Origin of the sequence: Citrobacter sp. RHBSTW-00944, from assembly GCF_013615435.1 — a bacterium.
Taxonomy (GTDB): Bacteria; Pseudomonadota; Gammaproteobacteria; order Enterobacterales; family Enterobacteriaceae; genus Citrobacter; species Citrobacter braakii.
On record NZ_CP055418.1, the window covers coordinates 3,966,285 to 3,991,307 of the forward strand.

The window sequence follows — 25,023 nt, forward strand, 5'->3', positions numbered from 1 at the left end:
TTACCCGCGACTGCAGCCGAAGCTACGGTCGCCATCTCCATATGCTTTTGTATCGAGTTTAGCTAGGTAGTCGAGACGATTCAGTAATTTATTGTATTCTCCTTCAAAGTTAAAATCATTGACGTCTAAAATATAACGACAATTTTCAGGGTAGTGAACCAATCCCGGATAATCATCCAGTTCCAATCCCAGTGCGCTATACCATGCTCTTACAATCATCATCCTTAAATTTCTTTCAGCCTCATAATCACCTAAATGGTAATAAGCATCTTTATTAAAAAAAAGACCAAGGTGAAAGTGACATTTTCCTTCTTCGGAAAACTCCCGTGCCCAAACATGACGAACACGGTTTGGATATATTCTTTTGCCGTTAGCTGCTCTGGTTCTCTCATTGGCCTCCAACATGGCATTTAATGCATTACGGAAACGGGATATGGCACCAGGCTCTAGATTAGGAAAACAGCAAACAGTGTCACCTCTGTCTAAAATGGGTGGATAATGAACATCAACACGTAACGCCATTGTTCTGGGGAATTCACTGATAGCATCATTGACGACTCGTTCAATATGTTTTTTATAGGCGAGCACATGCTCACCATGGGAACCATGATATAATTCCATGTTTCGATCCTGTCGTTAGCCCTACGGCTTTGGATAGCCGTATATAGTAATATGATCAGACATAGCTGAATGTCTGTGGTTAGTTATATTAATTAACTATTAATAGTAATGACTGTTATATAATACCTTTCCAACAATAAAACTTGTTATCAACCCATTACCCATGCAGTAAAATAATTAAAAAGCAACTCTGCAATTATAATCACCCAAAGATGCCGTTATCCCAGTGTCTTTTTACCGTGGAAATACTTATTCCTAAGATCTTTGCCACCTTGGATTGAGAGTAATGCTTAGCCTTCTCACTCTGAATTAAATGGGAATATTTACTTCCTTCAGGCCTTCCTAGAATTTTCTTTGATTTTGCTTTGTTAGTAGGCATCTTTTACCCTCATCAAGCTATTAGGTACTAACTCCATACTGTCGAGATGTATGCAACTAAGTGGTTATGCTTAACATTGGTATCAGAAAGTATGGCTTACTTCACCGTTAAAGGGGTTAATAATGATGGCATCTCCTCCTTTCATCGCCTTTTGAGGTGTATCGCCTTCGGCAATCACAGGGACCATTACCGCTAGATCATTTGTGTAATAAATTGGTATCCAGCAATAGCATGATTGTTTAGGGGGAGTTTTATTTCTTTTCAATACTGCTTCAACTCCAAATGTAATAAGTTCAAAGATTGGCATAATCACAATGCTGCTCAAATCAAAAAAACAACCATCGTAGACTGTTTCCTTTATCAGTATGATATTAGATAACCCTCCTGCAATGAGATGTTTGTGGTTCACGCGCCGATCTGTGTAAATAAAAATTGCTTTTTTTACATTGAAACTTTTTATGGCACTGTTGCAAATAGTCGGTGGTGATAAACTTATCATCCCCTTTTGCTGATGGAGCTGCACATGAACCCATTCAAAGGCCGGCATTTTCAGCGTGACATCATTCTGTGGGCCGTACGCTGGTACTGCAAATACGGCATCAGTTACCGTGAGCTGCAGGAGATGCTGGCTGAACGCGGAGTGAATGTCGATCACTCCACGATTTACCGCTGGGTTCAGCGTTATGCGCCTGAAATGGAAAAACGGCTGCGCTGGTACTGGCGTAACCCTTCCGATCTTTGCCCGTGGCACATGGATGAAACCTACGTGAAGGTCAATGGCCGCTGGGCGTATCTGTACCGGGCCGTCGACAGCCGGGGCCGCACTGTCGATTTTTATCTCTCCTCCCGTCGTAACAGCAAAGCTGCATACCGGTTTCTGGGTAAAATCCTCAACAACGTGAAGAAGTGGCAGATCCCGCGATTCATCAACACGGATAAAGCGCCCGCCTATGGTCGCGCGCTTGCTCTGCTCAAACGCGAAGGCCGGTGCCCGTCTGACGTTGAACACCGACAGATTAAGTACCGGAACAACGTGATTGAATGCGATCATGGCAAACTGAAACGGATAATCGGCGCCACGCTGGGATTTAAATCCATGAAGACGGCTTACGCCACCATCAAAGGTATTGAGGTGATGCGTGCACTACGCAAAGGCCAGGCCTCAGCATTTTATTATGGTGATCCCCTGGGCGAAATGCGCCTGGTAAGCAGAGTTTTTGAAATGTAAGGCCTTTGAATAAGACAAAAGGCTGCCTCATCGCTAACTTTGCAACAGTGCCAGGTATTGCACCACGCATCGCCGCCTGGTACTGTGCGGCTGTGACATGATTCATATCCGGCGCATAGCGGGAGAGCAACATGCCGTAGCCCAGGTCACCTTCCAGTTCCCGGAATGCCTGCAACACATGCGGCTCACGATTGCCTTGCGATATTTCCTGCATTAACAGCCAGACCATACGTCCGCGTTGCAAGCGTGGGTAGGTTTCAGCCATCAAATTCTTCAGACCCGGCACGGGTTTATCTAATGAGTGAGTGGCGAGGATCCCTAGCAGCGCGGGAATTTTGATGGCAAAGGCGTTAGGCTCTTGATCCTGTTCCGGCCAGGCAACCACATGGAACGGTGCAGGTGCAGGTTCCGTTTGCCACTCCCCTTCCATCGCCGCCAGTTTTACCGGTTGTACTTGCGCGACTTCATACGCAGAACTGTCTCCGAGTTGCAGCGTGCCAATAATCGCCAGAGTACCGAAGACGGAACCGATGGCAAACGAGCGTAATGCGACATCGCGCTCCCGTCCGCGCAGTAAATACCAGGCGCTGATCGCCATAATAAACATGGCCGAGATTTTGTTGTTCTTTTAGAGCCTGAGGTTTAGCGTAAGCGGGAGCCAGCCTGTAAATACCATCACCATCGGGGACGATTCTGTCGCCCAGACGATTAAGATCACGATACAAAGTACGCTCACTGATGTTGAATTCGTCCATCATCTTCTTACGTGATACAAAACCGTACTGGTAAAGTTCTGCAATAATAGCGGTCATTCTTTGTACCATTACCTCATGCCCGCTCATGCGCGTTCTCCTTGTAATTTTTCCTTGAGATTACCAGTTGCTACTGACAGGGCATGTCAGTAGCGACTGGAGGATCATGTTTTCATATCGGCAAATTTCTCACATAACTTAAGGAGATTAAGTCGAAAAGTCAGTTAATGGATTTTGCGGTCAATAACATAATCAGTCTCCTGCAGGCAGTCGCGAGTAGCCACTCAGAGGTGAAAGAACAACTGACGTGTCAAGGCTTCAAAAGCGGAGTATGCTGAGATTCAGTCGATTAGAGCCAGGCTGAAAAAATCTTTATAGACTTAGTTTGTTTTGCCTCAGGACTGACTGCAGCCAAACGAGCGTTCATCTCGGCTGTATGACTTGGTGCGCTCCTTCGCAAAGTAGCTCAGACGGAAAGTGAGCTTATCGTAAACCGCACGATAGTCTGTGGCGTTGGCATCCAGATAATACAGGGGATTATCTGGGATGTGGACCAACGTTCGGTATTCGGGGTAAGGGCCTAGTTGCAAAGCGCTCAGCCAGGCTTCACGTATCAGGCTGGCTAATCCCGTTCCCCCTTCTCCATAGCTCCCAAGTCCATTGAATGTGTCTTTGTTCACGAAAAGTACCATGTGGTAATGGGACTTCTCGTTTATTTCTCCCACTTCCCGAACCCAGGCGTAACGCAACTGGCATGGGTAGCTCCTGATGCCATTCTTTATTTTATTTCGGTACCGAGCATCGATTTTTGCATTAAGCGATTCAATGAAACGGGATATCAGACCACTATTCCTATTACAGTTGTCATCAGGCAGACGTAGATCGACACGGACAGCCATTGTCCTTGGGTGTTGTGCTATAGCGTTATCAATTACACCCAGCATCCGTTGCAAATACGTTGTATTGAATGGGGCATGACGTTGGTCAAGATAAATATCATTAAGCATAATAGATTCCTGTGATCTGAATATCGGGCAGGACGGAACCTTACCCGCGATGGTTGAGGTAATTAGGTGGTATCAAATCTGGCTTATTGAGTTTGTGTTGGATGTTAGTTGGGTGATGCTGACTAAATTGCTTGGTGTGTATTGCGTAGGTGTGTATTACTGGAATATTGGGGTTTATGTACTGATATATATTAACAATCCGTCACGTATTAATACTCAACATTCAGGCCAGATACGGTTTGATATTTCATTGTGTTAAATTATTTACTCCGAAGTTAATGTCGTCTGAAAAAAATGATTAAGGGGTGGCTATAACTTATTTCAATCACGGTGCATGATCAGAGTGTCATTTAAAATTAAGCAGCAAAAAGGGCATGGAATTTGATAAACACAGTCCAAAATATTTAATTTCTGGAATCATTAATTTTAGCCTGCAACCACTCCTCCAGGTCGCTTTTTAACCAGCGAGAAGCTCTACCCATCTTAATGGGTTTCGGAAATACCCCTTCCTGTATCAACTTATAGAACCATTTATCACTCAGGCCAGTAAGGCGTGTGATAAACTTCATATCGATGAACTCATCTTCCATTAGTGCAGGTTTAGTTTTCATGCTGAGTGTCCCATTGCGAGAAGAGCACCGGAGCAGGCGATAACTAATTGTTCACGCCTTCTCCTCCACATGAATGGGGTGTGACGTAAAAAAAGATCTGGAAGGAGCAGTTGAGCTACCCAACTAAGAATGCATAGATACGGAAAACCTCGTGTAACGCTGTTCTCTGACCGTTACAATTTGACGGATGTCGAAACTTTGTAGAGTGCAATCATGAAAATTATTCAGAGTGGTGAGTTGATCAGTACTCTCCCCCAATTTACCAGAGGCAGAAAAATCACAGGAGGCAACCAGCCATTAATCACTTACTAATCAGTTAGTAATCACTACTTTATCATTAAAAAATCAGCAAAAAACCAGTCAACAGTCACCTTGCAGATGCCAAATCATCATGGTTCATTTATACTTTTGAAAGCATCGGACAGATGTGATATCACACTGGAGGGTACATGCTTAGGTATGACGAAGTGAGAGAGGAGTTCTTTTCCCTTTACGTTCTGAGTCTGTATTACAACGAAGATTACATTAAGCAGGCGAGTAATTTCGACACGCCTGAGGAATTTCAAAAACTCATTAATCATATATTGAACACTAAATTCCTATTCAATAATGAAGCAATACAAAGTGCGCGTACTTACTTGAAAAAACAGTTCCATTACAAAATCATTGACAAAGAGAAGTTCGATTGTTTCAAAGGTTCTGATAGAGGATCGTGGTTTGCCTTAATGTATATATATAACAACAGAATCAGTCCTGAAACCTCCTCGAGCGTGAATATCTTTGCACAAGATAATATTTACAACCCGAACTCAACTCCTGCATCCTTTTTTGAATTTGAAAACATTGATGAAATTAAAAATTTCTCACTTGATGAAGTACAAGCCGAAATGCAGATGGGAATCTCCCCTAGCAATAAAGAAAAAAATAGAGATACACCTGAAAAATACTCGCGTAGATTTTATTTAACATCTGGCGCAGATCCCGACAACTACAGCCCGAATACAACATCCGAACAAGAACGCATTTGTACTTTGATGAGGTTTATTGATTTAGCTCCTGTAAGTTTAAGTCAGAAAATTTCTTATTTTCGTAAGTTGCATGATAAATGGCTAGAGCAATATAATACATTCCTTACTGATTATGACTGGCTAGATAAAAAAGATGAAAAGCAAGCTATCTATTGCTGGGAGTATCTGAGAAATAAAAATATGACCCCCTTTTATTTAAAACCATATAACACTGCAATGAGAATACAGATGATCATTGCATGCATGGATAGTTGGGACACTGGAGTTGAAGAAAAATATTTCTTTATTCAGAAAATGAAGCATGCTTGGCAGCAGGCTGTTTCATCACGTAAAAAAGACAAAAAGTAGATCAAGTTAATAATTTTCAGATATATATCATCCCTTTGAACATACCAGATTAACGGTGAAATCTCACGATTCTGCCGTTTTTGTATTATTTTTCAGAGGAGTAGTAATGAACAATTCTGAAGGATTGAAGCCGTTTCAGCAATCGCTCGCTGGTCTGCCACAGTGGGTGTCTGAACGTATATTGCAGCAGATAAATCAGTTAACCCGCTACGAGCCAGTGATCGGCATTATGGGTAAAACCGGTGTTGGGAAGAGCAGTCTGTGCAATGCCCTGTTTGCCGGAGATATATCACCGGTCAGCGATGTGGCTGCATGTACCCGTGAGCCACTGCGCTTTCGCCTGCAAGTCGGCGACCGCTATATGACGCTGGTGGACCTGCCAGGCGTGGGCGAAAGTGGTGCTCGCGATACCGAGTATGCTGCGATGTACCGCGAACAACTCCCCCGGCTCGACCTGGTTCTGTGGCTGATTAAGGCCGATGACCGGGCGCTGGCGGTGGATGAACATTTTTATCATCAGGTGATTGGAGAGGTATACCGGCATAAGGTGCTGTTTGTTATCAGCCAGTCGGATAAGGCCGAACCCACCAGCGGTGGGGGACCGTTGTCCACGGCGCAGAAGCAGAATATCAGCCGTAAAATCTGTCTGCTGCATGAGCTGTTCCAGCCCGTACATCCGGTGTGTGCCGTGTCGGTCCGTCTTCAGTGGGGACTGCGGGTGATGGCCGAGCGAATGATTAAGTGCCTGCCACGTGAGGCCACCAGCCCGGTGGTGTCGCAACTCCAGTCTTCCTTTCGCACGACGGTAGTCCGGGAACAGGCTCGTAGCGATTTTGGTGAAACCGTCGGGGCCGTACTCGATAGCATCAGTGCCTTTCCCCTGATACCCGCCCCGGTACGGGCTGTCATTCAGGCCGTGCGCACCACCGTGGTCTCTGTGGCCCGCGCCGTCTGGGATTTCTTCTTCTGAGTATTTAATCCATCCCTGTTATTTCCCTGACCCTGTCGCCGATGCGACGGGGATCCCCTTTATTTGTTTTCCCGTTATGAGGAGTCTGCTTATGACCCGTCTGGCTTCGCGCTTTGGCGCTGCAAACATTATTCGTCGTGACCGTCCGTTAACCCGCGAGGAGCTGTTTCGCGTGGTGCCCAGTGTGTTCAGCGAGGACAAACACGAGTCCCGTAGTGAACGCTACACCTATATACCCACCATCTCCTTGCTGGACAGCCTGCAGCGAGAAGGCTTCCAGCCATTCTTTGCCTGTCAGACCCGTGTGCGTGATCCGGAGCGTCGCGAACACACCAAGCATATGCTGCGTCTACGGCGTGAGGGACAGATAACCGGTAAGCAGGTGCCGGAAATAATCCTGCTCAACTCTCACGATGGCAGCAGTTCGTACCAGATGCTGCCGGGACTATTTCGTGCGGTTTGTCAGAACGGGCTCGTCTGCGGTGAGTCGTTTGGCGAGGTGCGGGTGCCACACAAGGGGGACGTGGTGAGTCAGGTGATTGAAGGCGCGTATGAGGTGCTGGGGATTTTTGACCGGGTGGAGGAGAAACGGGATGCCATGCAGTCGTTGCTGTTGCCACCCCCGGCACAGCAGGCACTGGCAAAAGCCGCCCTCACATACCGCTTTGGTGAAGACCACCAGCCGGTGACTGAATCGCAGATCCTCTCCCCTCGCCGCTGGCAGGATGAGAGCAATGACCTGTGGACCACGTACCAGCGTATTCAGGAGAACCTGATTAAGGGCGGGCTCAGTGGCCGTAATGCCAAAGGAGGACGGTCACATACCCGTGCCGTTCGCGGTATCGACGGGGACGTGAAACTTAACCGGGCACTGTGGGTGATGGCGGAAGCGATGCTCACGCAACTGCAGTGACCGTTTAATGTTGCCGCCTTGTTAATATCGGACACCACCTGTCCGCATCGCACCGTGCTGGCGGTCCTCACTCACTGAGTGAATGGCCTGTAACCCCCGCTGCCTCTGGCTTTTGCAGAAATGAAAAATAGTTTCTGTGATGTCCATACCCTGTCCGACCCCCTCTTTAAAGTAATCACATCATTTTCAGTCAGTTAACTTTCACGGAGAACGTCTCATGACACAGGCAGAACGCCGCCATGACCGGCTGGCTGTCAGGCTGTCACTGATAATCAGCCGTCTGGTGGCAGGGGAAACACTGAGTGTGCGTAAGCTGGCCGCTGAGTTTGGTGTGTCGGTGCGCACGCTGCGGCGTGATTTTCGTGAGCGGCTGATGTATCTGGACCTGGAGTATCAGTCCGGATATTGCCGCTTACGTACTGCGGGCAGTGAGACGCAGATGGTGCCCGACGTGCTTATCTTTGCCCACCGCAGCGGGATGGCCGGTCTTTTCCCTGGCTTTGACCGTCGTCTGGTAAACGCACTGCTGATGTGCGATGAGTCTCCCTGCGTAATCGCACCCGCCAGTCCGGCTCCTTCGCCATCAGGCGCATTGTCTTTCTGGCGACTGATTCAGGCCATTACCGGGCGCAGGCGGGTGACGCTGATTGCCGAGGGGCAGCGCTGTGAGCGGCTGGCTCCCTGCCGGTTACTCATCCACCAGCAGGCCTGGTATCTGGTGGCAGAGCACGACGGACATATCGCCGTATTCACCCTGAATGAAATCCATCTGGTTCAGCCCCTGCAGGAGTCTTTTCGCCGCAACGACAGTCTGTGCAGTCTGGTTGAAGACCCGGTGTTTATTCAGGCCTTACCCCATTTTCGCTTTATCCAGCAGTCGCTGCTTGCGTTTGTTCCGGCCGACAGCCCACCGGAATAGTGCAGGTCTATCTCAACTCATCCGCAGGGAGAGCCTATGCCATTTATTGCCATTATCGCCATTGTTGTCATCGTCATCATTCTGAACAAAACCGGGGTGTCCGACAGCCTCACGGCCCTGACCCTTGCCACCGTTGCCGCACTGCTGACGGGCGGAGGGGCAGCCGGTGCGGCCAGTGTCGCACTGACACCGTTCGTCGGCGTGCCGGTGGGTATTTTCGTGGGCATTTATGTCTTTGCCAAAGTGGTTCGTCTGATTTCAGGAAAAAAATAATGAAACGTAAAACACTGCCTCTGCTGGCGCTGGTTGCCACCACTCTGTTTCTCATCGCATGCGATGACAGAAGTGATGACCTGAAGGCCATCAGTAAATTTAAGGACCTCACCCCACCGCGTTTCAGTGATGTGGTCAGCCACCAGGATGATGTCAGCGAAGAATGGTCACAGGTTGACTACTTATCCGGTCCCACCTTGCAGGTTTTACGTACCCGCCAGTCGCCCGATGGCTGCGAGGATGGCAGTTACTACTACCTCGTGGATATGCAGGAAAAAACCGTCCAGCCACTGATGAATGCGCTGTGTATTGCCGATAACATCAAACTGGAATACCAGGAGGTGACGGACCCGTATACCAAAGAAAAATACTTTGAGTACGCCCATGACGGCAAACTGATGGGGCGACTGCTGATACCCTCAAACCCTGAGAACCAGGAATAAAACAACGACAAAGGAGACAAGAATGACAATACTTTCACTAAGTCGGTTTATGCTGGCGGGTGTACTGCTCGCGAGCTTTAATGCCTCTGCTATCCCGGGGTTCTGGCAGCAGGGTTACGGTCAGGGCAATACGGAATACAGCGTGACCGAAGCCAGCGGAAAGACGTTTACCATCAACTGCACAGGGAACCCGGACCAGAATGGTTTCTATCAGCATTCAGTCTTTCTTACCCTTGCCGATGACAAGATGGTCAGTTCGCACGATGACGACACTACTATCACCGTAGTGATGGATCACCAGCAGTACATTATTCCGTCCAGCCTGGGCTGGCGTAACGGCGATAACGCCTGGTTTGACTTCATCAGCAATATCTCTGAGGCCGGGCAGTTCGACGTCTACGTCAATGACCACAAAGCAGGGACCTTCACTGCGGACCGGAAGAACGCTGAGAAAGTTCTGTCCACTCTCGGAGACTGCAGCAACGACTGATAGTAGTATCTTCCCCAGCAAATCCACCCCGACAGCTAGCAGGCTGCCGGGGTTTTCTTTTATCAGGAGCCCGAAAATGACCCAATCCGTGTTGCTGCCACCGGGGCCTTTCACCCGGAGACAAGCGCAAGCGGTCACTACCACGTACAGCAATATCACACTCGAAGACGACCAGGGCAGTCACTTCCGTCTGGTGGTTCGTGATACTGAAGGCCGGATGGTCTGGCGGGCATGGAACTTTGAGCCGGATGCCGGTGAAGGTCTTAACCGCTATATCCGCACCTCAGGCATCCGTACAGACACGGCCACCCGCTGATCGCGAAGCATTTACCCGCATTCACCTCCCCGAACACACTTTATATCCCCATACGCCAGCCATCGCCGCTGGCGTTTTTATTGACGGAGACATACCCATGACAACACAGACGCAGCACGACCTCGCACCCGCTAACCAACCCGAATTTGAACTGACCGTCACGCAGGTACCCGATGAACAGCGTATCGATTTCTGGCCACAGTACTTTGGCGCTATCCCGCAGTGGCTACTCCTGGAGCCGCATATCTTCGCCTGGATGGACCGCTTCTGTGAGGGCTACAGCGGTGGTATCTGGTCGTTCTACACCCTCAGCAATGGCGGCGCATTTATGTCCCCCGAGCCTGACAACGATGAGACATGGCGTCTGTTTAACTGCCTGAACGGTAACGATGCCCAAATGAGTGCAGAAGCAGCAGGTATTGCTGTCTGCCTGATTGCGTATAGCCACCATGCCTGCCGTACAGAATGTGACGCGATGACCGCACACTATTACCGCCTGCGGGAGTATGCCATGCAACATCCAGAGGCTCACGCCATTCTGCGTATTATCGACTGACCGAAGGAGCAACAGATGAAACAGCTTTCCTTTTTACCCGGCGAGATGACGCCACAGGACCGGCGTCTCATTCAGCGAGCGCTCAGGGCTCTGGACCGCCACCTGCATGAGCCCGGCGTAGCCTTCACCTCTACCCACGCCGTACGTGAATGGCTGCGACTGCATATGGCCGCGCTTGAGCGGGAAGAGTTCCGGGTGTTGTATCTGGACAACCAGAATCAGTTGATTGCCCATGAAACGCTCTTCACCGGCACGATTAACCGCACCGAGGTGCATCCCCGGGAGGTGGTCAAACGTGCTCTGCACTTCAACGCGGCGGCGGTGATACTCGCGCATAACCATCCTTCCGGCGAGACGACACCTAGCCAGGCCGACAAAACCCTCACGCAGCGACTGGTTCAGGTGCTTCAGCTGGTGGATATCCGTGTCCCTGACCATCTGATTGTCGGTGGCAGGCAAATCTATTCGTTCGCAGAACACGGTCTGTTGTGAGGTATGACATGAAAATTATCAGTAAACGCCGGGCAATGACGATATACCGCCAGCATCCTGAGTCCCGGATCTTTCGCTACTGCACCGGCAAATACCAGTGGCACGGTAGCGTCTGTCATTACACCGGCAGGGACGTTCCGGATATCGCCGGAGTCCTCGCGGTATACGCCGAACGCCGCCAGGACCGCAATGGGCCCTATACCTGCCTGATGAGCATCACCCTGAACTGGCAATAGTGGAGAACTGTAATGAGCAACCCTACCAGGGGCCTGCAGCGGGCTATCACGCCGCGCCTGGGAGCCCGTCTGGTGCAGGAGGGTAACCGACTGCACTATCTGGCTGACAGGGCCAGCATCACCGGCAGGTTCAGTGACACCGAATGCCGGAAGCTGGATGAAACATGCCCGCACTTTATCCGCCATATGGAGTCGATGCTAACCACCGGTGAACTCAGTCCCCAACACGCCCACTGCGTCACCCTGTACCACAACGGTTTCACCTGCGAAGCCGATACTCTTGGCAGTTGCGGCTACGTATACATCGCCATTTACCCCACTCAGAGTTAATTACCTTCACGAGAGTAAACATGAAAACTTTACCTGCAACAACTCAGCGGGCGGCGAAGCCCTGCCTGTCACCCGTGGCTGTCTGGCAAATGTTACTGACACGTCTGCTGGAACAGCACTATGGTCTGACAATAAACGACACGCCATTCTGCAATGAGGCTGTGATTAAGGAACACATCGATGCCGGTATCACCCTAGCCGATGCCGTGAATTTTCTGGTGGAAAAATACGAACTGGTGCGTATCGACAGGAAGGGATTTAACTGGCAGGAACAATCCCCTTATCTCCGGGCTGTAGACATTCTGCGAGCACGGCAGGCAACTGGCTTGTTGCGGCAAAGCCGTAACAACGTAGTACGATGAACATTGCGTACAACCTTCCCGATTTACATTTCTGAACTTCCTCCCTTGTTTACCTATTGCGTAATGCGCCTGCTACTACCCGGCAGGCGCGTTATCTTTTTACGGACAAACAATCATGCAACCAGAAGTTGAAGTATTAACCGATCATAATGAGCTAATTTGTTCGAGCTTTATTGAACACATTGCCAACACATTAAATTTAGGAGTAGTGTACAACTAAACCTGCAGCCAAGGATGTATAGTGAGCGAAGCCCTATCAGGCCTTTTTGGTCAGTAGATAAGATTGATCTTCGTTGATAGAATTTACTTACACCAGCTGTTACATTAAGATAATTTTTTGGTGGGAGAATGATAAGATCTTACGTAACAATTTGATTTTAATGGTGCCGATAATAGGAGTCGAACCTACGACCTTCGCATTACGAATTAGTAGAATCACATTTAACTAACTGTTTTATATGTACATCTCCGCATTCACATTGCACAACTCGATGGCACATGAGGCAAGAAAGGGAATGACGTTTTACGGCGTGTGACACAAAAATGACACACGATAAGAATACATCCACAGCACGTATGGCATATCGCGCACTGTGGACATTTAGCATTACTCTAAAGCAGGGAATCTTTTATACAGCGTAGAGATCCCTACATTAAACTGAATTGAAATTTCCTGCCGAGATTCACCGTCCATGATGAGCCTTCCCATCTCTTTCCACTGTTCATCAGTAAACTTCGGCCTACGTCCACCGACTCGCCCTTTTGCTCTGGCGACGGCCAGACCAGCTAAAGTTCTCTCACTGTTAAGGTCTGACTCGTACTGTGCCGCAGAAAGAATATTGCGGAAATTGTAGCGCCCGCTGGCGGTTTTCAGATCTACACCATCGGTAATACTGCGGAAGTTGATACCCTTTTCCTGCAACTGCTGGAACATCAGCAACGCATGCAGGACGTTGCGCCCGATCCTGTCCAGCTTCCAGACCACCAGTTCATCCCCAGCCTGCATAGTGGTGATCAGCCGCTTCAGTACCGGACGATTAGATTTTCTCCCGCTTGCATGCTCTTCAAAAATGTGATCACATCCTGATAACTCAAGGGCAGAGCGCTGAAGTTCAGTATCCTGATGGTTTGTAGATACTCGGGCATAGCCGTAAATCATGGGAATTTCTCCTGTTATGAAAACAGGAGAAACGGCGAAATATCGCCAGGTTATCAGGGGTTATAAAAAAGGTTCCTATACAGGTTTAGCAGGCCATTCTGGATTTTCTGTGTCAACCCGCATCAGCTGGACCCGGTAGGTTCGCCATGCATTGTGCGCCCCGGTTTCTGCATCAGTAGCTATGCCCAAATCTACCGCGTCCTGAAGTGGGGCGATCATACGGGTAGCTTCTGCAATAAGCGCCTGTTTCTTAGCATCAGCTTCTGTTTTTAACTCTTCTTTCGATTTCTGATATTCGACCAGTTCGCCACCGATAAATCGCTGCTTATCGATATCAATCGCTTTAACGCTAAGCTCTGCAACATAAAAACCGGTCGGGTCTGGAAGTTGCGAAACATCGCGAGTGAACGCTGAAATACGACCGCCATCGTCGTAGAGGATTTTTAGCGTATCTTCAGCAAAGTTTTTCTGTTGTTCGTACCAGTCGCCGTCCGCGTTTCTGGAATAGCTGACATTCCCGTACAGCGGTTCAACTGGCGTGTAGCGTTCAAATTTTTTACTGAGTGACATTGACCCACGCTCCATTAATTAAAGCCTGCAGAGTTGCGACTTTTACCTTGTTAAGTACCCATGCGCCGCCACCTGCCGTTGGAGTGATATAAATACCCACAACAATTTCCGAGATTGAAAAATTAATCCAGGCATCCGCAGATGTAACGGTTACTTCACGTGGACTCGAAAGACGCAATCCCGAGACAGACTCCCCCGCCAGCGCCATTGTTCCAGCTTTATCAGGAATGGTGATCTTCTGGCCGCTCCACCCATGAATTGAGGCCTCATTATTGGCGGCGTAGAGAGAAACCGAGCCAATTTCACTTGCATCCTTTATTTCAAGACCATATTTGGCTTTTATTGCATCACTAAAAATCTGAGGCGTTTTTGCGCTCTTATCCGCGTAATTCCCTTTGGGTTGTAATTTGTCGATTCCGAATGCCGCCTTCACACCATCGACTGTTGTTTCGCCTGTTCCCCCTTGCTCTATTGTCAGCGCGACCGGGGCATTTGACTCACCATTCCACATCCCCCAGATAGTATCTGAGACCATGAGAAACTTTTTCAGGTCGGGGGAGTAAATCTTAGTGGAACGTGGGTCGGGTTTAATTGTTTGCAAACCAAGGTATGTGAGAATGTCAGCAATAGTATTTTTCCCAATAATGTCACGGCCAACAGAAGTTAAATCAGTCTGCGCTGCTGTATCATTTCCAGTGAAATATGGGAGTTTATTTGCACCTGTTGCGAGCCCAGCTAATGCCGACAGCGTGGCATCAAGCGCCTGGAAATCTTTCCCGAAAGCGGTCCCCATTTTGGATATAAACCCGTTCAGGTCTCCATCATCAAGCACATCCAGCCCGCTTTTGTTGGCGGTGTACTGCGCCAACGCTGCCGCGATAAAGCTGGCTTGCCGAATAGCTTTGTTGACCTGTGCGCTGGATGCTTTACCTGCCGTAAACCCTGAAAGCAGAGCCGGAAGTGCTTCCCAGTCAGCTTGTGAGGTGACGTTAGCGTTCGGATCAAGCGCGAAAGGTTTAAAGTTGTTTATTGCCATTAGAGTATTGTCCCCCATGCTCCAACATCGAACCCGCCGATGTATTCGTTATCCATATCAAACCCAAAGAATTTAGAGCCTTCTGACGGTGTTTCTACCGAAGGCGTTTCAACATCACCGGCCCATACGCCAGCTGCTTTAACGGTGAGATAGCCCTGTTTGATAGCGGCGATCAGTTCGAGAGACACATCAGAAATATCAGTTTCAGGGAAAACCCAGACCGAAATCGTCATGTCCTGGTTGTCGACGATCTGCATCTTCAAGCCAGAGCCCGCAGTTGCAGCGTCCAGAATGGGTGGCAGCGAGTCGTTCCGCCCGTCCCAGTTATTGATAGCTATTTTCGCTTTCAGAATGATGCGGTAGGTGTCATCGCTCAGCGACGTATAGCCCGAATCCGGGTCATATGGTCCCTGCCATACGCCCTGGTCATATCCAAGCCCTTCTGTGTCCCAACTAAAATAAACGCCGGTAATCGGCTGGCTGACTATGCGGCTTCGCCCAATCCAGAGCCCGAGCGTGTCGAGTTGCACGCCGACCGCCGTATCGATATCGAAGGCTGTTACAAGCCCTGACATAGTGCCGGACACATCAATCAGCGGGCGGGTGCTCAGATCTATATGGTCAAAAAAGAGTGGCTTGGTAGCGTGGTAGTTAGTGATCAGTTCGGTGTATTTGCTCATGAGGTCACCGTGATACTGATATTCGCAGTGCTACAGGACGCAGAAGCATCATAGGCAATATCAATGTTTGATGCCGATACGCTGCCAGACGATTTACCGATCAGCAGGTCGGTAATATCGTAATAGCGGGCATTCCCGCCGCTCACCACGCCAAGGTTTGCCGGGGAATAAATACGGCTCAGCAGAACGTCGTCGCCAATTGTCAGGCCATTAATATAGTCGGCAACAGCCTGTTTGATCTGCTCGCCGATTTGAGATGTATACCCGGTAAAAACTTTCAGGGTAATGGCTACGAAAATTGGCACATCGGTAGAGCGTGAAAAACTGATGACGTGAGGATTACCGTAAGTATCCGGCACTGTGACAGAAGTTGTCCCGTAGGTTGCCGTTCCCTGCCCTTTATTCCCCCTGATGGTCTGGGCTATTTCGGTAACATCCCCACCATCGACGATGGCGGAAATCGAGTGTGGCGGCAGCCCATTGCTGTCGGTTGCCCCCGTGTCGTTCTCATACAGTTTGTGACGTGTCACGCCAGCAATGTTAGCGATTGCACCGTCGACGCCTTCAAACGGTGTGACCGATGGTAGCGCGACGCTTTGCCCCTGCCGAATGCGCAGCTCTGCGTCGGTTTCAGCTGGTGAACCGACAGTAGCCGCAGCCGGGTTGGTTACCGACACCCAGCCGCGAGTCGGTGTATTAATGGTGGTGATAGTCCCGGCCATCGCCGCAACCGAACCGCTATTCGCACATGTGGCCGTCACCAGCACAGTACCGTCAACGCCGATCGATACACTCGCGGGAAAATTCCAGATAATGCCGTTTTTATCCCGTGCGGAGCCATTCGTGATAGTAGTGCCCGCCGTACCGGTTAACAGAAGGTCAGCAGTAGAGTTTGTCGCTACTTTTCGCGTGATCCCGTTAATTTTCACGTTACTGCTAAGCGCTGCGGCCTGCGCTGTCGTCGGTGAAAACGAGTTGTAGATCTCAATAGCGGTATTGTTAGCGTCATGCACGGCAAGAGCCACCAGCGCGACCATTTGCCCATCTTTACTGTCTGGTTCGAGGTAGGCATCACTACCGTAAATCTGCCTGAAATAGCTGCTCAGTGTATCTAGGATTGTCTGGTAATCAGGCGCACTAATCCCCTGGGCGGTTACCGTTGCCGATAGCCCCAGCGTGTCGAGGTTCAAAGCCATTTATGCCTCGCTTGTTACAGTCGTCTGGCCGTAGATTGTGTCAATGGAGGAAGTGAAAGTGACGCGGCGGCTGGTGCCGTCATAATTGGTATCGAAGGAAAGAATCGACAGAACGCCCGGCGTGTCCTGTATGCGTTCGCGTATAGCCAGGATGTATACATCTGATCGCTGTTTACCAAGCACTGACTGAACATACGGCGTGCCTTCCGTCAGATCGAGAAACCACTGACCTCGCCACAGCTCGAAACGGGTTTTTACGGCCAGGGCGACACACTCCGGACTGTCGATAAGGAAGGTGTCGTCACCCTGCCCGAAAGTGTAATCGCCGTCAGCATCTTCTCGTCGGTATCGCATTATTGCGGCCCCCCGGTAGCTCCCCCGCCAGTCTGAACTCCGCCATGTTTATGCGTGGCTACACTGATACCAGAAGCTGTTACGTCATTCGTTACCGTCACCGGCCCAAGCATCGTCGCAGTACCGCCGCTTTCTCCCATTCCCTGAGACAGGTTACCGTTAATCGTTACGTTGCCGTTCAGCGTGATAGTCGGGGATGTGATTGTCGTTCCACCTTCAGCCGTAGCCGTAAGCTGGCCCGGCGTTTTAATGGTGATGTTATGTCCTGCGGCGACCTCTACGAACGCCGCGCCATCATCGGTTCGCAGCTGCGCGGCGCTAGTACTGATACCGCTGATTTTCTGTGCTTGCGACTGCGGGCCAACGATGGCGAACGCATCAGACAAGTCATGCTGGCGCGGGTCGACGGTCTCCTGAACGCCGCCGCTCTGCCACCAGAAATCTATGCATCGGTCAGCAAAGATCAGCAGACACTCGTCGCCTTCTTTTACCGGAAAGGTCAGCGTGCAACCGCCGCCGCGCGGAAAGATAACCGGCACATCCACCAGCGGTTTTAATTCGGTAGAGCCATCGCCAACAATACCGCGAAGCGCCACCTCTACTGTGCAGGTAACAGTATTAGGATCGAACGACTGAATGATGCCAGGCATCGCTACGCGCATCTGGGTAGACACCGAATCGGCAATGGCCTGCGCGGTCTGCTGCTCTCCGCCGATCTGTGATTGAGTTGGAATTGGCATAAAAACCCCATAAAAAAAGCCGCTGTATGCGGCTTACTAAAAATATATATTTCAACCTATCTTATAAAGGTCAACTAACTTTAAAAAACCACCACTACCACAAGCTGTAAACCTAATAAAATAAGGTTCACCAATATTAATCATGCTATTAACTATATCGTTATCATTTTTTGATAACTCTTCAAAGCCCGTGGGAATGACAAAAAATTTACTACCAACACCTTGGAATCTGATTAATTTTATAGTGGCTCCACTATCAGAATATTGTGTTCCTTTTGCCACTGCCAAACCTTCATGAAGTTCACACCCTTCAAGATTGGCGTCGCTCAGCCCCTTCACTGACTGGCTACCCGTCAATTGATCATAACTTATCTTAACTTCTGCATTCGCAATGAAAGATGTAAGTACCATCCCTAGCATAAGTAAAATTCGAATCATTTTTTCCTCGACGCAACAGTCAGTTAACTTTTATACAATCGTAAGTAGCATATTGACGTGGTGCATCCATATTTGCTTGCAGCCACTGAGCATTCAGGATTGCTTTACCATTACGGCCAATAAACTCCATGCCTACCCATCGTCCGGGTTGATTTGTAGCTAAACGCCATTCAATTTTGACGTTGTTATAATCACCGTCATTTTTAAGAAATGTCACTTTTTGCGATTCTGGTTTAGCTCCGTTTACGCGAGCAAAGCCATCATCAGCCCAATGGATTTTGAAATCACCACACTGAGAATCAGCAATAGCCTGGAAAGAAAATAATGCTGCAATGGTAAAAATTACGAGTTTCACATCCCGTACCTCAGTAGTTTGTTTTTTGCATAGCACTAGTATTAACTAAATCACGGCTGCCACGCGCGAAACACATCAAATCCATGTACCACGCCTGACCTCTGGTGTCACCAGTATAATCGATAGCTTTGACGATATAAACGCCATCCGTCGCAATGCTGGCTGCCTGTGACGTTGTGCCTGTCAGCACACGGTTGCCGTTCTCTTCTGTTTCGGTGATGCGACCGGGCGACTGTGCGATTTCGCTATTGCCGAGCGCGGCGCGGTACACCGAAGCCTGATCGAGCTGGATAAGACCATTAATGCGGATGTTCGGGTTTATCAGGCACCGCACGTTTACGCCGCCGCCCATCGTTTGTTGCGGCATACCGATCAGGCCAGTATCTGCATTCAACAAAATAGCTTCGTGAATATATTTATCCTCCGGCACCATCTGGACCTGACCATCCACCAGCTGCCATGTCGCTTTGCACTGCGCAGCAATATTATCCATCACGTTACGGGTGGATGAGTAAATCGCGCGGCCACGAGGAAACACAGTATCAGGAAAGTCGCCGGTAATGCCCTGCGTCACGCCGAACGCGTTGAAATCCTGCATCGTCGCCCGGTGCAGATCCGCAACGGTATAGCCAGCGGCAAGCGTGGTGATGGTGGTCGCATAAAGGAACGCTTCGTGATCACCAATAGCCTGAATCAACACCCAGGAATCGGTAATGTTGTCCTTCCCGGTGACGGTGAAGCGAATATCACCGTCAAAAATCAGGCCGTAGTTCTGACCGTTCACCTGCCCTATCTGGTCTGGTGAAATCTCCCGGGCGACACCAACCTGGCTCGCATCAACATCCGGCGCTATACCGTCATATCCGGCAATGATGCGAATTTTGGCAAACTCCTGCCCCAGTATCTTGTTCGTGGTATCGGTCGAAAGGTTGTAAATTTTCACGTTTGCCACGCGCGGCCAGCGTGTATCTGCCCATTCGATCTGGAACGTGACCTTAAAATCTGACAGAGAAACGCCCTGCCCGTTCTGGTCCAACAGCTGCAACTCAAAATGGCGCATCCAGTTAAGAGACATTTCTACTCCTGTACGAAAATGAGGTGGCTGTATGTTCCGAGGTTGGTTTTGGTGGGCTCGTCTGGTGCGCCCTTATCGGTCGCCACCACCAGCGCGCCATCAATGCCAAGCTGTGGATATTGTCGTAACAGGTTCACGCCAGTCAGTAGAGGTACGCCAGAGAGAAGCGCGGCACCGCCGCTATCCATCACGTCCATAATCCAGCCAGCCGCATCACGCCAGATGATCCTGAGCGTATACGTGGTATTGCCCAGCAAAACGCGGAACTGCTGATTGTCAGGAGAAAGCGGTATTTCGTTAAACTGCATATCATCCCCCGAATGCTGATGTAACGCTTCCACCCAGCTGGCTCAGCAAGGATTCGTTTGGCGGTGTAGTGGATTTCGTCCCGGAATTCTGCACCGCCGATGTGCTGACGCCATCCTGCATATCTGATTTATCTGCAACGCTAACGCTCTGCGTTTTCGACATGATCACTTCACGCAGGGTAAGCGTGCAGTTCAGCACGTTCTCGCTGGTTTTGTCCGTTGTCACCTCGATGGCGCGCACCAGCATATTGCTGTACACCCGCTTCCCGGTCACCACATCGAACGGCACCCGGGAGGACTGGAGATCCAGCAGTTGCTGATAGGTCTCTTTCGGGCTCAGTCCGGCGCTGAGGCCGATTGAAGATGTATCAATGAAGTCCAGCAACGAACCGCCCCCAGCGAAGCCGCATTCCATTGTGACTTCGCTGGGGCGCTTATACGCATGATCGGCAATGAAACCCGAGGCGCTATTCGTTGTTGGCTTCTCCACCGGGTGCTCAGTAATTTCGAGCGCATCAGAATGCTTTTCGGAGACGACCACGCTGGGAATTAATATGCCAATTCGCCGGGATTGCTGGCGAAAAATCGCTGATAAAATATCCATTATCTCGGTCCTGCGGGGAGTTGCTGGGTTAACTGTGAATTCACGCCCTTTTGACGATCAACAGTCAAACGGGCAGCCTCGCGCGGATCGGAAACGCCGTGGATGTTAATATTCGTTTCCTGCTGAATCACCGGGGCGCTGGTGGGCATGTTGCTCATTACTTTCGGAATGTAGTTGCGCGTTTCCTGCGGCATTAGCCCCATTCCATAACGCTTAACATTCCCGATCCCCCAGTTATATGATGCCAGTGCTTTGCTAAGGTCTCCGCCGTTCTTCCGCAACAGCTGGCTGAGGTACTTAGCTGCGGCCTGAGCTGACTTTTGCGGGTCGAATACATCGTTTCCGCGAAGGCCCATGTCTCGCGCCGTGCCATCCATGAACTGGAACAGACCTTTAGCGCCAGCGCCTGAAACGGCGAACTGATTACCGCCAGATTCCGTTATGGCCACACTGCGCAATAACCCCTCCGGAAGCCGGTAGAGCTGTTCCAGGTTGGTAAGCATCGGCTGCATCCATCCCAGCAGTTCAGAGCCTGCTTTGGTTGGCTGTGGCCGCTTAACTGACTGGCCGAGCTGTTCAGGCTCATCATCACCGAACCAGCCGCGCACCGTTCGGCCCACGCTGCGAGGATCGAATCCCCAGTGCTCTTTAATCCAGTCGGCGGTACCGTTGGCGCTGTCTGTTACCATCGGCATCGCTGACGGATTTTCGCTGCCCTGATTTAGCAGCTGTTTGCCTATACTAGCGGCCTGCGCCCAGTTGCCATCTTTTATGGCATTCAGCAAATCAGCGATCATGTTCAGCATCTTGCCGAACTCACCCATTTGCGAAATGAAGTTGCTAAAATCCCACTTTAGGGACCATGACTTGGGGTCAATACCGAGCAACTTAGCCAGCGCTTTTGTCAGGTCCGTAACAGTCTTTTTCAGGTCACCAATCATTTTGACGGCCTGATCAATTTCAGTCTTCCATTTCCCCCAGTCAATCAGGCTTTTGCCACCTTCTTTCCACGTCTGGTAATCATCCAAGAGCAGACCAAGTGCAATAATAAGCGTCGTTATCATGCCCAAGGGTGATGACATGAAAGCGGTATTTAGCAGCCGCCATGCAACCAACAGCCCACTGAACAATGCGATAAGCTGCTGCGTGGCTGGGTTCAGCTTTTTGAACCAGGCGATCACACCCTCAACAGCTTGCCCAGTTCGCCATAACACGCGGGTAATCGCGTCACCTGCCCAGAGAATTCCTTTGATGATCTTCGTGATGACCGCTTCAATCTTCGGCCAGTTGTCGAGTATCTGCCTGCGGAAGTTATCAATACTGCCAGCAAGGCCACCAGCTAGGTTAGAGCCAATCTTGTCTTTCGCCTGTCCAAGCGTCATCGTCAGATTACGCATGGAGGTCATGAAAATATTGGACTGTTTAGCCGCTGACTCAGCATTAAAACCAATACGCTTTGCCGTCAACGCGTACTCAGAACTGAGCTGCCCCATCCCTCTGCGCATCGCCATCAGCGTGTTTTCATCGATGCCAAGCATCTGCGCGTATTGTTTCGCGCGGTAATACGGCATGTTGTTGAGCTTTTGCCCAACGCCAGTAAAGATGGCCGCAGTATCACGCATCTTTCCGCTGGCATCGCGGGTCTGTACGCCCAGACGGTTCAGGAACCCTTCCGCCCCCGGATTGCTACGCATGAAACCAGCCAACCCTTCAAGAGAGGACATGGCCGACTCGGCGCTGGCACCGGTTTGCGATGCGGCATAGCCCAGCGCTTTGATGCCCTGGACGCTGGCCCCCGTCCGCTGGGATGCCCAGTAAATTTTATCCAGACCATTCGCAATCTGGGTGGTAAATCCGACAATGCTCAGCGCTGCGCCTTCCACCACCGCGCCGACCTTCAGAACGTTCGCGGTAACGCCTTTCAGCACAGCTTCGAACTTATTAGCGCCAGCCTGATCGATATCGAACCCCAGCGAAACAAGGAAGTCTTTAATCGTATCTGCGTTACCGCTCATTGGCCGCTCTCCATTTATCTACCCGGGCGTCGTTATCCTCGCGCATGTCGAGGTAGTCATTGAGAAGCGCGATGCGGCAAAGGTCTACCGCACCGCTGTTAAGGTCTTTCTGGTCAATATGGAAGGCAATCGCCGGACGAAGAATAAAATCTTCACCGCCCGGCAGGCTGTTGAAGGTTATTCCGCTGGCGGGGTGGGCGTCTCGCTGGTAGGGAGTCCTTGCAAAAAATTTCCCAGCGAGTCGGCGACCACCCGCGCCACCAGTTGCAGCATGGTCAGCAGGTCGATATCGTCAAACGCCATTTCGCCATGCTGGCATACCGGCACCCAGCCTTTCATGTGCTCGCGTGAAACAACGGAAAGGCAGGGGAACAGGATAGCGTCCACATCGCCATCACTCAGATCGGACACAGCATTAGCAATTTTGGGCAGGATAGTAGCCATCGCGCCTTCGGTGTCTTTGCTGCTGATCTTCTCCTGAACGCTCCGGAAGTCAGAAACCATCCCGGCCAGCACCGGCAACAGCTTTCGGGACACCTTCAGCTGTTCGAAAACGCTGAGCTTTGCAGTGCGATATTTCACGCCTTTAATTTCGAATTCCATGCGTTAAAACTCCCCGAGCAGCTGGTCAATCTTGCCGCAGTCGAACACCCAGGCAACAGTCCCGCCCTCTTTGGCGTTATTGAAATCAGGCTGTTTCTGGAATGCACACGAACGCGCAGTAGAAATATCACCCGATGCCGTGTTGCGAATGACGATCACGTTATTGCCCCAGGTGGCAGAGGACTGGCTTTGCGCGTTATACGCCAGAGACAGCTTCTTGTTCACGGGGGAGGTTTTCAGCAGCGTCACCGTAATGGTGCCTGACTTATCGGCGTGCAGGCTGTGCATCACTTCGCCATCGGCACCGATGGTCATGGTGTTCTTGTTGCCGCCCATGGTCTGGGTGATACCTTCCTCAGAGTTCGCAGAACCCTGACCAAGATCGATAACGCCGGTCGGCCCGGTGAGCGACGCGGTTACATCGAGAAAAGAATAAGTTGCCATTTATCGCTCCTTAGCGAACCACGTTGATCTGCACATCGGCATAATGAACTGCGCCAGCCAGCTTACAGGCCACCTGAATTAAAGGTGCTTTGCGCGCTTCGCGGTCGGCCTGCGCCTGTTCTGACAGAGGTTGCGCATACACGTAATAGCCTTTGGTCAGCGTATCGCCGGAATTCAGTTGTCCGATAGGGCCACCATTCCACACGCCAGCCGCTACCAGACCGTTCGTGACGGACTGATCCATGGACTGTTCAACGTTGGAAAGCAGACGGGTCACACCGGCATCAGTCTGCGGAATTTTGGTGGTGCTGGTGTAAAGCAGGTTATAGAGGTTGGTCTGAACGTAGTTCTGCAACCAGTCGAGCCCGTGGCGCTCGTCGAAGAAGTCGCCGTTCGCCATGACACCCTGTTGCAGGATCGCCGTGTCGTTGGCGTAGTACACGAACACGTTCGCATTCTTCGCATCCACAGCCGCCGCCTGGCCTACCGTCAGCGTTTCGTAGGTTACGCTTGGTTCCTGTTTGAATTTCAGGGTAATGGTGGTATTGCTGCCGTTGAAATTGACAGTAAACGCGCGACCGAAAGCTGAAACCGCCGCATAAGGGCTGCTGGTGGAATACTGAATAAAGGTCCGGGAATACTTGCCAGCCTTTAATTTTGACGCAACATCGGTCGTCGAGGTCGTATTGATAATCTCGGCATCGGCAGAGGTTACCCCGAAAATGCGGCTCAGACTGGACGCTTCGATGAGTTTAGCAACCTCAATCACGTCGTCAGCATCAAGCACATCACCGCCATCAGCAACATCATCAGCGACAACCAGCCCATACCAGTTGGTATATTGCAGGCAGGCATTAACAGCTTGCACGATGGTTTCCACGCTTCCACCTTCGGAAGAGGTCAGCGTCTTCGCCCAGCGGCCAACATAAACCTGCGTCGGCTTCGGCGACTGGCTGAAAAATACCTGCGCCGCTTTATATTCCGGGCTGTCGACTCCGAAGTCTTCGCCAATGTCCTCAACGGAAGCATAAAGGCGAATGCGCTCCTGCACCGGAATGACAGTGGAAGAACCGAGGATCAGCAGCGCGCCGAAGTTACGACCAGTAGCCGCTTTCGGCGAGATGATCACATCAACGTTTACAGCGTTGGATACAGGTAAGCCCTGCGTCATA

The 25,023-nt window shown here is 50.4% G+C and carries 35 protein-coding genes and 1 pseudogene; 14 read left to right on the forward strand and 22 right to left on the reverse strand.

The features are described 5' to 3' along the window. Both HV334_RS19060 and HV334_RS19065 read right to left on the reverse strand, forming a co-directional pair. Positions 1–621, reverse strand: coding sequence for an inovirus Gp2 family protein (locus HV334_RS19060; RefSeq protein ID WP_008321072.1), 621 nt, complete (start codon positions 619–621; stop codon positions 1–3). Between the two features lie 461 nt (positions 622–1,082). Continuing rightward, on the reverse strand, positions 1,083–1,523 hold the full coding sequence (locus HV334_RS19065) for a hypothetical protein (RefSeq protein WP_249415031.1): 441 nt from the start codon (positions 1,521–1,523) through the stop codon (positions 1,083–1,085). Here HV334_RS19065 and HV334_RS19070 point away from each other — a divergent pair, their 5' ends adjacent. Next, on the forward strand, positions 1,524–2,228 hold the full coding sequence (locus HV334_RS19070) for an IS6-like element IS26 family transposase (RefSeq protein WP_001067855.1): 705 nt from the start codon (positions 1,524–1,526) through the stop codon (positions 2,226–2,228). It abuts the gene before it with no gap. A gap of 52 nt (positions 2,229–2,280) precedes the next feature. Here the strand turns inward: HV334_RS19070 and HV334_RS19075 are convergent. From HV334_RS19075 to HV334_RS19085, 3 genes and pseudogenes are all read right to left on the reverse strand, one after another. Continuing rightward, a pseudogene (locus HV334_RS19075) lies at positions 2,281–2,838 on the reverse strand (cytochrome ubiquinol oxidase subunit I); the annotation flags it as partial. A 537-nt stretch (positions 2,839–3,375) separates the two neighbouring features. Further along, on the reverse strand, positions 3,376–3,987 hold the full coding sequence (locus tag HV334_RS19080) for an inovirus Gp2 family protein (RefSeq protein WP_008325050.1): 612 nt from the start codon (positions 3,985–3,987) through the stop codon (positions 3,376–3,378). A gap of 404 nt (positions 3,988–4,391) precedes the next feature. Continuing rightward, complete coding sequence (locus HV334_RS19085) at positions 4,392–4,598, reverse strand: AlpA family phage regulatory protein (protein ID WP_032654816.1); 207 nt, start codon at positions 4,596–4,598, stop codon at positions 4,392–4,394. A gap of 449 nt (positions 4,599–5,047) precedes the next feature. Here HV334_RS19085 and HV334_RS19090 point away from each other — a divergent pair, with 449 nt between their 5' ends. From HV334_RS19090 to ykfI, 13 genes are all read left to right on the forward strand, one after another. Further along, positions 5,048–5,974, forward strand: coding sequence for a hypothetical protein (locus tag HV334_RS19090; protein ID WP_032654813.1), 927 nt, complete (start codon positions 5,048–5,050; stop codon positions 5,972–5,974). A 106-nt stretch (positions 5,975–6,080) separates the two neighbouring features. After that, positions 6,081–6,944, forward strand: a complete 864-nt coding sequence (locus HV334_RS19095; RefSeq protein ID WP_001548935.1) for a GTPase family protein — start codon at positions 6,081–6,083, stop codon at positions 6,942–6,944. 91 nt (positions 6,945–7,035) lie between these two features. Next, complete coding sequence (locus tag HV334_RS19100) at positions 7,036–7,857, forward strand: DUF932 domain-containing protein (RefSeq protein WP_032654809.1); 822 nt, start codon at positions 7,036–7,038, stop codon at positions 7,855–7,857. A gap of 217 nt (positions 7,858–8,074) precedes the next feature. Next, entirely contained in the window at positions 8,075–8,776 is a 702-nt protein-coding gene (locus HV334_RS19105; protein WP_008324530.1) for a WYL domain-containing protein, read from the forward strand. A 36-nt stretch (positions 8,777–8,812) separates the two neighbouring features. Then, complete coding sequence (ypjK, locus tag HV334_RS19110) at positions 8,813–9,049, forward strand: protein YpjK (protein WP_001115854.1); 237 nt, start codon at positions 8,813–8,815, stop codon at positions 9,047–9,049. Then, the gene (locus HV334_RS19115) at positions 9,049–9,492 is read left to right on the forward strand and encodes a YfjS/YafY family lipoprotein (protein WP_001547764.1); all 444 of its coding nucleotides are present in this window, start codon (positions 9,049–9,051) and stop codon (positions 9,490–9,492) included. The genes ypjK and HV334_RS19115 overlap by 1 nt, the downstream gene beginning before the upstream one ends. Before the next feature lie 22 nt (positions 9,493–9,514). Next, positions 9,515–9,982: a protein YkfB gene (ykfB, locus tag HV334_RS19120; protein WP_001547765.1), complete on the forward strand. Its 468-nt coding sequence runs from the start codon at positions 9,515–9,517 to the stop codon at positions 9,980–9,982. 76 nt (positions 9,983–10,058) lie between these two features. Continuing rightward, positions 10,059–10,298 carry a DUF905 family protein gene (locus HV334_RS19125; RefSeq protein WP_000194654.1) on the forward strand — a complete coding sequence of 80 codons (240 nt, stop codon included), beginning with the start codon at positions 10,059–10,061 and terminating at the stop codon, positions 10,296–10,298. Between the two features lie 97 nt (positions 10,299–10,395). Continuing rightward, entirely contained in the window at positions 10,396–10,854 is a 459-nt protein-coding gene (locus tag HV334_RS19130) for an antirestriction protein (RefSeq protein ID WP_001548150.1), read from the forward strand. 15 nt (positions 10,855–10,869) lie between these two features. After that, positions 10,870–11,346 (forward strand): RadC family protein, encoded by a 477-nt coding sequence (locus tag HV334_RS19135; RefSeq protein ID WP_000811693.1) that lies wholly within the window; start codon positions 10,870–10,872, stop codon positions 11,344–11,346. Positions 11,347–11,354: 8 nt separating this feature from the next. Next, a complete protein-coding gene (locus HV334_RS19140; protein WP_008324517.1) occupies positions 11,355–11,582 on the forward strand; it encodes a DUF987 domain-containing protein in 228 nt (75 codons plus the stop codon). A 12-nt stretch (positions 11,583–11,594) separates the two neighbouring features. Continuing rightward, complete coding sequence (locus HV334_RS19145; RefSeq protein ID WP_008324516.1) at positions 11,595–11,912, forward strand: type IV toxin-antitoxin system YeeU family antitoxin; 318 nt, start codon at positions 11,595–11,597, stop codon at positions 11,910–11,912. A 20-nt stretch (positions 11,913–11,932) separates the two neighbouring features. After that, the gene (gene ykfI, locus HV334_RS19150; protein WP_008324514.1) at positions 11,933–12,274 is read left to right on the forward strand and encodes a type IV toxin-antitoxin system toxin YkfI; all 342 of its coding nucleotides are present in this window, start codon (positions 11,933–11,935) and stop codon (positions 12,272–12,274) included. 607 nt (positions 12,275–12,881) lie between these two features. Here ykfI and HV334_RS19155 read toward each other — a convergent pair. The 17 genes from HV334_RS19155 to HV334_RS19230 form a co-directional block, all read right to left on the reverse strand. Next, positions 12,882–13,433, reverse strand: a complete 552-nt coding sequence (locus HV334_RS19155) for a recombinase family protein (RefSeq protein WP_147191751.1) — start codon at positions 13,431–13,433, stop codon at positions 12,882–12,884. Between the two features lie 75 nt (positions 13,434–13,508). Next, positions 13,509–14,003, reverse strand: coding sequence for a tail fiber assembly protein (locus HV334_RS19160; RefSeq protein WP_063085551.1), 495 nt, complete (start codon positions 14,001–14,003; stop codon positions 13,509–13,511). Then, positions 13,990–15,039 (reverse strand): hypothetical protein, encoded by a 1,050-nt coding sequence (locus tag HV334_RS25360; protein ID WP_249415032.1) that lies wholly within the window; start codon positions 15,037–15,039, stop codon positions 13,990–13,992. The genes HV334_RS19160 and HV334_RS25360 overlap by 14 nt, the downstream gene beginning before the upstream one ends. Continuing rightward, positions 15,039–15,719, reverse strand: coding sequence for a DUF2612 domain-containing protein (locus tag HV334_RS19170; RefSeq protein WP_174335145.1), 681 nt, complete (start codon positions 15,717–15,719; stop codon positions 15,039–15,041). Before HV334_RS19170 ends, HV334_RS25360 begins: the two co-directional genes overlap by 1 nt. After that, the gene (locus HV334_RS19175; RefSeq protein ID WP_181220789.1) at positions 15,716–16,915 is read right to left on the reverse strand and encodes a baseplate J/gp47 family protein; all 1,200 of its coding nucleotides are present in this window, start codon (positions 16,913–16,915) and stop codon (positions 15,716–15,718) included. The genes HV334_RS19170 and HV334_RS19175 overlap by 4 nt, the downstream gene beginning before the upstream one ends. Next, the gene (locus HV334_RS19180) at positions 16,916–17,269 is read right to left on the reverse strand and encodes a hypothetical protein (protein ID WP_181220790.1); all 354 of its coding nucleotides are present in this window, start codon (positions 17,267–17,269) and stop codon (positions 16,916–16,918) included. Beyond that, positions 17,269–18,009, reverse strand: coding sequence for a phage baseplate assembly protein V (locus HV334_RS19185; RefSeq protein ID WP_181220791.1), 741 nt, complete (start codon positions 18,007–18,009; stop codon positions 17,269–17,271). Before HV334_RS19185 ends, HV334_RS19180 begins: the two co-directional genes overlap by 1 nt. A gap of 51 nt (positions 18,010–18,060) precedes the next feature. Beyond that, positions 18,061–18,447 carry a hypothetical protein gene (locus HV334_RS19190; RefSeq protein WP_150182975.1) on the reverse strand — a complete coding sequence of 129 codons (387 nt, stop codon included), beginning with the start codon at positions 18,445–18,447 and terminating at the stop codon, positions 18,061–18,063. Between the two features lie 19 nt (positions 18,448–18,466). After that, positions 18,467–18,802, reverse strand: a complete 336-nt coding sequence (locus HV334_RS19195; protein WP_097585075.1) for a hypothetical protein — start codon at positions 18,800–18,802, stop codon at positions 18,467–18,469. A 10-nt stretch (positions 18,803–18,812) separates the two neighbouring features. After that, complete coding sequence (locus tag HV334_RS19200) at positions 18,813–19,877, reverse strand: hypothetical protein (RefSeq protein ID WP_181220792.1); 1,065 nt, start codon at positions 19,875–19,877, stop codon at positions 18,813–18,815. 2 nt (positions 19,878–19,879) lie between these two features. After that, positions 19,880–20,185 carry a hypothetical protein gene (locus tag HV334_RS19205; RefSeq protein WP_001160174.1) on the reverse strand — a complete coding sequence of 102 codons (306 nt, stop codon included), beginning with the start codon at positions 20,183–20,185 and terminating at the stop codon, positions 19,880–19,882. 1 nt (position 20,186) lies between these two features. Beyond that, complete coding sequence (locus HV334_RS19210) at positions 20,187–20,789, reverse strand: phage baseplate protein (protein ID WP_181220793.1); 603 nt, start codon at positions 20,787–20,789, stop codon at positions 20,187–20,189. Next, positions 20,789–22,804 carry a transglycosylase SLT domain-containing protein gene (locus tag HV334_RS19215; protein WP_181220794.1) on the reverse strand — a complete coding sequence of 672 codons (2,016 nt, stop codon included), beginning with the start codon at positions 22,802–22,804 and terminating at the stop codon, positions 20,789–20,791. Before HV334_RS19215 ends, HV334_RS19210 begins: the two co-directional genes overlap by 1 nt. Next, positions 22,794–22,934, reverse strand: a complete 141-nt coding sequence (locus HV334_RS25365) for a lytic transglycosylase (protein ID WP_121927017.1) — start codon at positions 22,932–22,934, stop codon at positions 22,794–22,796. The genes HV334_RS19215 and HV334_RS25365 overlap by 11 nt, the downstream gene beginning before the upstream one ends. Positions 22,935–22,981: 47 nt before the next feature. Further along, positions 22,982–23,407: a phage tail assembly chaperone gene (locus HV334_RS19220; RefSeq protein WP_000393957.1), complete on the reverse strand. Its 426-nt coding sequence runs from the start codon at positions 23,405–23,407 to the stop codon at positions 22,982–22,984. A 3-nt stretch (positions 23,408–23,410) separates the two neighbouring features. Next, positions 23,411–23,851 (reverse strand): DUF3277 family protein, encoded by a 441-nt coding sequence (locus HV334_RS19225; RefSeq protein ID WP_000257257.1) that lies wholly within the window; start codon positions 23,849–23,851, stop codon positions 23,411–23,413. A gap of 10 nt (positions 23,852–23,861) precedes the next feature. Next, positions 23,862–25,022, reverse strand: a complete 1,161-nt coding sequence (locus HV334_RS19230; RefSeq protein ID WP_181220795.1) for a DUF3383 family protein — start codon at positions 25,020–25,022, stop codon at positions 23,862–23,864. Position 25,023 lies beyond the last annotated feature (1 nt).